Origin of the sequence: Paenibacillus sp. TAF43_2, assembly GCF_052113545.1 — a bacterium.
GTDB lineage: Bacteria > Bacillota > Bacilli > Paenibacillales > Paenibacillaceae > Pristimantibacillus.
In genome coordinates, this window is the sequence record NZ_JBFRDK010000050.1 from 33,299 (window position 1) to 41,036 (window position 7,738).

Below are 7,738 nucleotides of genomic sequence, written 5' to 3' on the forward strand. Positions count from 1 at the left end.
TAGGTGTACAAGAAGGAGGCTTTGATTTGAAAGACCTTTATGAGCGTTTAAGGGAGCTGAGCGAGGGTGAGGCTAGAAGCCTTCTAAACGACCTTCTAAAGCTGACTGTACCGTTTACTGAACAAGGAAATGGGGAGCAGAAGGCTCTGGCTGGCTCCATTGTACAAATGTATGAAAAAAGCGTGCAGCACTCACATTCTTTGCGAGTTGAAGCTGAGCAGCGCAAAAGCATGGTTCATCTCGTATGCAGCATGTCGGATGCAGGATCTTTGAAAGTAGCCCTAAGCAATTTAGGAAAAAGAACAGATAATGAGGTATTGTCGTTTAATGATTGCTTTTCAGTAGGTCCAATTAAGAATATTGATCGTGTGGAAGGACAGCGGGCACGAGAATTTTGGCAAATGGAGAAGCTGTCTGGTTTTATGTTCAATCACCACATGAATCGTGAGCATCAGATTCAGAGAATGACCGAGAAAATAACAGCCATAGCTGAGCATAAATCTATCATCATCTGGTGTGCCGATAACGCGCACGATCAGGTAGGACTGCGTTTCATCTTGCATTTGCTAAAGAATCGTACCAATAGCGTACATAAGATGAATGTTTCTGAGCTTTTTCGGCTTAACGCGGCAAGCATGCAGACTAACCTGCCTCACTATGCGCAAGGGCTGCTAGAGAGGGATGTTTACTTAAATATCGTAAACGGATATGAGCAAGCAGAGAAAATAGTAGATATTGAGAGACGACGCTATGAAGCAGAGTGGTTGGAGCTTTCCAGGGAAGAGTGTACACTGCGTTTATGGGAAGATGGCAAGATTAAGCATGCTGCTGAAGAGGAGCTTGATAGGAGGCTTATAGCTATTATTGATAAGCTTGCAATCGAAAGCGAGGATCGTTTTGTAAAGGCAGGAGCTGTTATTGGAGAATTGCAGGACCATTATTTCCAGCTAATCGACTTTCGTTTCACTGAATATCGGCTGTGGACGCTAATTAGCGATGGCTGCTTGGCGTTTAGAGGACTGCCGGGTGCGATGCATCAATATTCCGTGCGAAATAACAGAGGGAGGACAATTTGATGAAGCCGTTATTTGGGAAGGATTCTGCTATTCCAGATAAGAAAAAGATCGTTTTTTTAGGAGACAGCATTACGGATGATGGTACGTTTATTGCTTACATGGATGCTTATTTCCTGCAGCATATGCCAGCCAATCAAATGACACTCATTAACCTTGGCGTAAGCAGCGAGACAGCATCTGGCTTAAGCGAACCGGAGCATCCTTTTCCTCGTCCCTGCTTGCATGATCGGCTTGGCAAGGCTCTAGCGGAAAGCAAACCGGACTGGGTCGTTGTATGTTATGGGATGAATGACGGCATCTATTATCCTTATTCTTCTGATAGATTCGAAGCGTATCAACAGGGTCTATTACGGGCTGTTACTCAGATTAAGGCTGCGGGAGCCAAAGTAATTCTTATGACGCCGCCTCCATTTGATGCTGCATCGTTTACCGGCGGCAGCTTGCTTCCTTCGGGGCAACCAGCATACAGCTATTCTCAACCTTTTGCTGACTATGAGGATGTATTGAAGCGATACGCAGACTGGGTGCTGACTTTGGACGATGTCGCAGATGCGCTCGTTTCTATCCATAATCCAATGCTTCGCATGTGGGAGCATAAGCGTAAGGAGACTCACAATTATATAACGGGGGACGGTATTCATCCGAATGCAGAGGGGCACTGGCTGATCGCCGCGGCTCTGCTTCGCGTGTTGTTTAATATATCACTGGAGCAAATGCCCGAATATGTGCTCCAACCAGACTCTTCATCGCTATTCTCAGCTGTACAGCAGCGCCATCGATTGCTTAGCTCGGCATGGAAGGAGCATGTCGGACATACGAACCCGAATAAAGCGGAAGCGCTGCCGCTGGAGCAGGCATTGAAGGAGGGCGAAGCACTTAAAAATCTCATTCTCTCCTTGGCTGATCGGCCAGAGAACAAAAATAATAGCCGTGCTTCGAGCTGGAAGGGTTATGAGCGTATCGATTTTATGCTGGAGGGAAGAGAAGGACTAATCGTTTTTCCTAAAACATTTGCCGAAGGCAGGCCTTGGATATGGCGCGCTGAGTTTTTTGACGCGTTCTCCTATGCCGATATGGCTTTGCTCGAGCAGGGCTGGGCAATTGCTTATTATCGACTAAGCGACATGTATGGATGCCCGGGTGCGGTGGAGCGGATGCGAACGTTCCAAACCTACGTGACAGGAGCTTATGAGCTCGCTCCAAAAACGGTGCTTTTTGGCTTCAGCCGCGGCGGGTTATATGCGTTTAACTATGCAGCCAAGTACCCAGACCAAGTGAAGCTGCTGTACTTAGATGCCCCTGTACTCGATATACGCAGCTGGCCGGGCGGGAAAGGCGTGGCTGCAGGTGGAGCGGCTGAGTGGGAGGAGTGTCTGGCTGTTTACGGTGAGACGGAAGAAACGGAATTGTCACTTAAGGGCTGCTCTCCTCTGGACAGAGTAGAAGAGCTGGCAGCAGGCGGTATTCCCGTTTTGATCGTTGCAGGAGATGCTGATATTCCGCTGCCTATTGAAGAGAACACGCTGCCATTCGAGAAGCGTTACCGGGAGCTTGGCGGAACCATTAAAGTCATTGTGAAGCCGGGAGTCGGCCATCACCCGCATAGCTTGGAGCAGCCGACATCAGAGCCGTTATTGCTTGGAATCTCCATTTATAAAGAGCTAACGGACATCAGATCCGTTATTTGCTCGGAATCTCCATTTTTAAGGAGCTAACGGACATCAGATCCGTTATTTGCTCGGAATCTCCATTTTTAAGGAGCTAACGGACATACAGTCTCTTATTTGGCTTCAAGAGCAATGATTATCCTTTAATTTGGATAAATAACGCATCTGATGTCCGTTAGAATTCGAAATGGGCTTAAAATCAGTAAATAGCGGAATGTATGTCCGTTATAATATGCTCCCCAAATAGTAGACAGGTGAAGTAATAAAAAAACCTATTGCTATGAGTGGAGCATTTTCATGTCTAGAAACTTACCATTATCGAATAGATCGAAAGTGGTGAACTTGGCCCTATCGCCGCTGCCTTCAACAGTCCCATAGCATCCTTCTGGGGAATCCTGAAGTGTGAAAAATATAATTTGCAAACGTACCGAACTTTTGATGAGCTAAAATAGGACATTGAACCCTACATTCAATTTTACAATTACGAACGATTTCAGGCAAAACTAAACGGCCTCAGTCCAATGGAGTTTAGGACTAAGGCCGTTTAACGTTTTTTTCTACTTGACCGGGGGCAGTTCACTTTTATTGTTATTCCTCAGGAATGATATAGGACATTTCAAGTCGTACAGGCTTATCTTTATTTAATAAAAAACTGAGAAGCGTGCTGCCTGACTTGAACAGAACCCGTACTCGGCCATTGTCGAGCTTTTCCTTGGTGGATACCGTTTTGGCGGCTAAYAATCTGCTGTACGTTTGTTCCATGACAACTGGATTCCATGTCGTCAGTTGACTTACAAAAAAAGCTTCTGGATTGTCTTCATCGACTTCCAGTACAAAGGACATTTGCATTGCGCTGAACGTCAGCGTTTGCGGCAGTATTGGATCGAGTGCTAGGTCGGGATCAACCAATACAGGGTCTTCGCTTTTCGTTGTATCCTTCTCTGTGTTGGCCGCCGATTCCTTGGTGCTGCCTAGTGCAGCAGGTAGAGCAGTGGAGCCGCCAGCAGCCATTGTCTTTGTCTGAATGCTTTGCGGTGTTGCCGTTGGCATTGCGGCTGAATTGCTGCTGTTTTCCGGCGTCGCCGAAGGTACTATCGCTGCTTGGTCTGTCGCTTTCGGTTCAGGTGATGAAGAATCTGCTGAAGAATCTGTTTCGTCGGTCGTTATAGGTTCTGAAGGCTCGTCTACAATGATTTCTTCAGTAAGCTCTTCCTCAGGAACAGTTACAGGAGCATCAGGAACACCCAACGTTTCTTGCAGCTTTACGAGCGACAGATTCATGAAGCCTTCAGCGTACAAGCTGCCGTCTCTGAAAAAACCTTTGTAAAGAGGCGCGCCGTCCATATCGTACAGTGCTCCTATGCCTTCATATTTGTTATTGACGAATTTGCCGTCATAGACAATACCGCCTGAGGCATTAAACATTTGTCCGCTGCCATTTTGCAGGCCACTTGCGAACGACCCTGTATAAACAATGGAGCCTGTCTCGTTAAATAAGCTGCCAACCCCGTGATAGCTGCCGAGCAGAAAGGCGCCGTCGTATTTTACGAAGCCTGAAGGATAATATTGTTTCCCCGGGCCAGACAGCTTGCCAGCAAGGAAGCTGCCTTCGAATAATAAAACGCCATTATTGTCGAACTGCTTGCCTGTACCCTCATAAACACCAGTATTAAATTGGCCTTCATAGATCAGCTTGCCTGATTCATTGTAAAGTTTGCCATCGCCGCTGTATGAACCCTTCAGAAAGGCGCCAGCATAGATGATCCCGCCGCCAGCATTATATGCTGTACCAGCTCCTTCGTACGCTCCAGCTGCAAACTCGCCTACATATTGAGGTTTTCCCCCTGGATAAAATAAAGTTCCAGCTCCCGCATATTGATCGTCAGCAAACTGTCCGCGGTAGAGAAGCTCACCCTCTTCATTAAACAACTCGCCTGAGCCCGCCATCATTCCTTTAGCGAAATCTCCTTGGTAACGAAGCTTGCCGTTTGGATAATATAGCTTCCCTGGACCGCTGTATTGACCATCGACCAGCTCTCCTTTAAACAGCAGATTACCTTCCGCGTCAAGGACGGATGCAGCTCCTGTGAAGCTGCCATTCGCAGCAGCAGCTGCTTCCAGCTGAGGCGTTCGTCCGAACCATTTGTTAACGAAGGCTGGCGGGCTTACAAATCCAAAATAAACGATGATCAGTGTAATGACGAGAACAAGTGCGATAAGCTTCTTCGCTATGTAGTAGCTGCCGATGCGCAAATAATTGTTGAGCGATCGAAGCGGGCCAAAAATAGCAGTGACCAGCCACTTGCGGAGCACGGCAARCATACGCTTTGGCAGCGTTTTCGCCCGTTTAAGAGGCGCAATAATTTTTCGCTTAATGGGCTTGATTATAGGATTTAGAATTTGCGCTATCATATCATGGCACCTGTATCGTCATCTGTCCCGGATTCACGAACTGAATGACGCCTCCCCAGTTGCACATGCATTTGGACGAATTGTTTAAAGCGGGCATGTTCGCAACTAACACGGTTGGCGAGCCGGGCACCCATGGAGCGGCTGTAACGGGAATACAGGGCTGAGGGGTAAGTACGCCTAAGGCAGCAGCAGTTGCGGCTGCGACCATCGGATTGGCCAGCGAATTACAAACTCCAAAGGGCAGTATATTAACCATCGGTTTATTATCCATAATGTTCGCTATCGGCATAGCCGTCAGAACGCGATTGGCAGGCAACACATTAAACGTGCCGGGAGCTGCTCCAAAAGAGCATTGCATGGTAGCTCCTCCGCATATAAGTTGTCCCATATAATTCCTTCCTGAGAGTAGGCCTTACTTAATGCCTCTCCTGTTTTTTGCTATATTCTACTATTTTAATAGTACTATAAGCCCTAAAAGCCATCAACATAAACCTACTAAAATAGCTAACATTCGATGAATTCTTACAACAATGCTGATGCTAAATGACTAAACATGTAGTAATATGGAAATAGAAATATTTTGAAAAATGAAAGCGATGGTGCACATGCGAAGGTCCACTATGGGTATGACTCTTCTGAGTATAATAGCAATTTGCCTCGGCTTCTGGCTTTATCCAAACTTAAATCACTTTCAAACCCCTCCGTATAAAACAGAGAAACCCCTCGCTTATTTATCCAAGGCATCGGCAGGGCCGGATGGAAGCATGATCGTTATCGGAGATTCACGTCAAGAGATTATACGAATCGGCAGCAAAGGATCTATTGAAGAGATCATTCGGCAGGATGATGCTACCATAAGACATGATTTTACAGATATAGCGGTGGCGGCTGACGGCACAATCTATGTTCTTGATACGATTTTGGACGGATATGGGCTTTATGTACGCGAAGAAAGGATTGTACGCTACACGATCGGCGATACAAAAGGAACGGTCCTGTTTACGTTCGAGGGAAGCGGTACCAACAAACGGGTAGGGCTGATCAAGGGTCTTCAAGTTGTAAAGGAAGATATTTATTTCTACATAAACGAAGAGACGAACGTACAATTAAATCGGTTATCTGCTGCAGGCGGCAAGGCAGAGGAGCTGCTAACATTTAAATTGCCTGTAGATCGTTACCTATCAGAAATCGTAGGGTATGCGCCGGATCAAATCTATTACTCTACGAAGCGCGGCGCTATTTTCAGAGTGAATGCAGGCGGCGAAAGCGAGCTGTCCTATCCGCTGGAAGGCATGGATCGCACTCGCAAAAACTTCCCTGAAGGACTGCTTCTGCACGAGAATGGAAAATTATATTTTATTGATCGCCTAGTAAATGCAGTTACGAGTATGAATGCGAAGGATTCCAGCAATTTAAGAACGGTCATAGATGAAGCATCGTTAAAAACAATAGCTCCGCATGCGGAAAGCCTTGATATTATGGATTTGACAATGAACGCAGCAGGTCAGATGGAGCTTGCTTTAGGTGACAGCATCGTCAGCATGGATGAGGCTGGCAGCCATACGAGTGTCCTTGCGAAGCTAACTTATGATCGCGGTTCGGTGGTACAGGGTTGGATGACGTGGCTGGCGGCTGCCGTATTGCTCGTTATTTTAGTTATGATAATCAGACTGTTCTATGTACATGTGCTTAATCGCAGAATTTCATTGTTTTTCAAACAAGTTTTTGCAATTGTTCCGATATTGATAATAGCGATGATTATGTTATCCAATTTTATATATGATAGTTTCTCCAGCAAAATGGAGGATGAGATGCAGAAGCAGCTGTCTTTGCTTGCTCGCAATGGTCAAAATATGATTAACGGCGATCAGCTGAATCGATTGACTTCGCCAAACGATTATATGAGCAAGGATTATGAATCGATTCGGAGCAAAATGAACTTCTTGTTCGAAAGCGAGGATCCTGCAAATCGCAAAGGTCTGTACAGCACATTATACAGATATGAAAATGGTGAAATCTTCATCATTATGGATGATGATGACGGCGTTAATATGTACAAGCCTTTTCCTAAGAACGAGCTGAACCGGCTTGTGGTTGAGAAGGGCGAGGTTGTAACGGACCGATGGGAAGATGCTACAGGCAAATGGCTATATGCAATTGGACCTATCTATGATTCTACTAACAAAATTGTAGGCGTTTATGAAACAGGCCGGGATTTGAATGTATTGTATCAATCCAATCAAACTATTTACAAAAGCATCATGCGAAACATTGGGCTTATAAGCTTAGTATTAATCGTTCTCGTACTCGCTGTAACGTATTATCTGCTCTCGTCGCTGCGCAAGCTTCGCAAAAGCGTAATGGAGATGGCAAATGGCAACTGGGATGTGAAGGTCAACATACGCTCACAGGACGAGGTCGGCGATTTGGGAGAGCAGTTCAATCGCATGGCGCTTCATATTCGAACGTACATAAAGGACATTACTTCGTTCAGCGAAGCTTCGCATCGCTTTGTGCCGCAGCAGATTTTTAAATATTTAGGCAAAAAGGGAATTACCGATATTCACCTTGGAGATCAGGTTC

Annotated in this window: 6 protein-coding genes; 4 read left to right on the forward strand and 2 right to left on the reverse strand. The window is 46.0% G+C overall.

Annotated elements, in window-relative coordinates; translation table 11 throughout:
• Nucleotides 1-26: 26 nt before the first annotated feature.
• The 3 genes from AB4Z17_RS13520 (at nt 27) to AB4Z17_RS13530 (ending at nt 3,291) form a co-directional block, all read left to right on the forward strand.
• Nucleotides 27-1,076 (forward strand): DUF1835 domain-containing protein, encoded by a 1,050-nt coding sequence (locus tag AB4Z17_RS13520; RefSeq protein ID WP_441960233.1) that lies wholly within the window; start codon nt 27-29, stop codon nt 1,074-1,076.
• Entirely contained in the window at nt 1,076-2,791 is a 1,716-nt protein-coding gene (locus tag AB4Z17_RS13525) for an SGNH/GDSL hydrolase family protein (RefSeq protein ID WP_441960235.1), read from the forward strand. Before AB4Z17_RS13520 ends, AB4Z17_RS13525 begins: the two co-directional genes overlap by 1 nt.
• Nucleotides 2,792-3,210: 419 nt before the next feature.
• Nucleotides 3,211-3,291, forward strand: a complete 81-nt coding sequence (locus tag AB4Z17_RS13530; protein WP_441909092.1) for an IS3 family transposase — start codon at nt 3,211-3,213, stop codon at nt 3,289-3,291.
• Nucleotides 3,292-3,331: 40 nt separating this feature from the next.
• Here AB4Z17_RS13530 and AB4Z17_RS13535 read toward each other — a convergent pair whose 3' ends face one another.
• Together AB4Z17_RS13535 and AB4Z17_RS13540 are read right to left on the reverse strand one after the other, a co-directional pair.
• A complete protein-coding gene (locus AB4Z17_RS13535; RefSeq protein ID WP_441960237.1) occupies nt 3,332-5,155 on the reverse strand; it encodes a hypothetical protein in 1,824 nt (607 codons plus the stop codon).
• 1 nt (nt 5,156) lies between these two features.
• Complete coding sequence (locus AB4Z17_RS13540) at nt 5,157-5,543, reverse strand: DUF4280 domain-containing protein (protein ID WP_076267901.1); 387 nt, start codon at nt 5,541-5,543, stop codon at nt 5,157-5,159.
• A gap of 238 nt (nt 5,544-5,781) precedes the next feature.
• On the opposite strand from AB4Z17_RS13540, the gene AB4Z17_RS13545 reads away from it, so the two are divergent.
• The coding region (locus AB4Z17_RS13545) for a HAMP domain-containing protein (protein ID WP_441960239.1) at nt 5,782-7,738 on the forward strand (1,957 nt) is incomplete at its 3' end.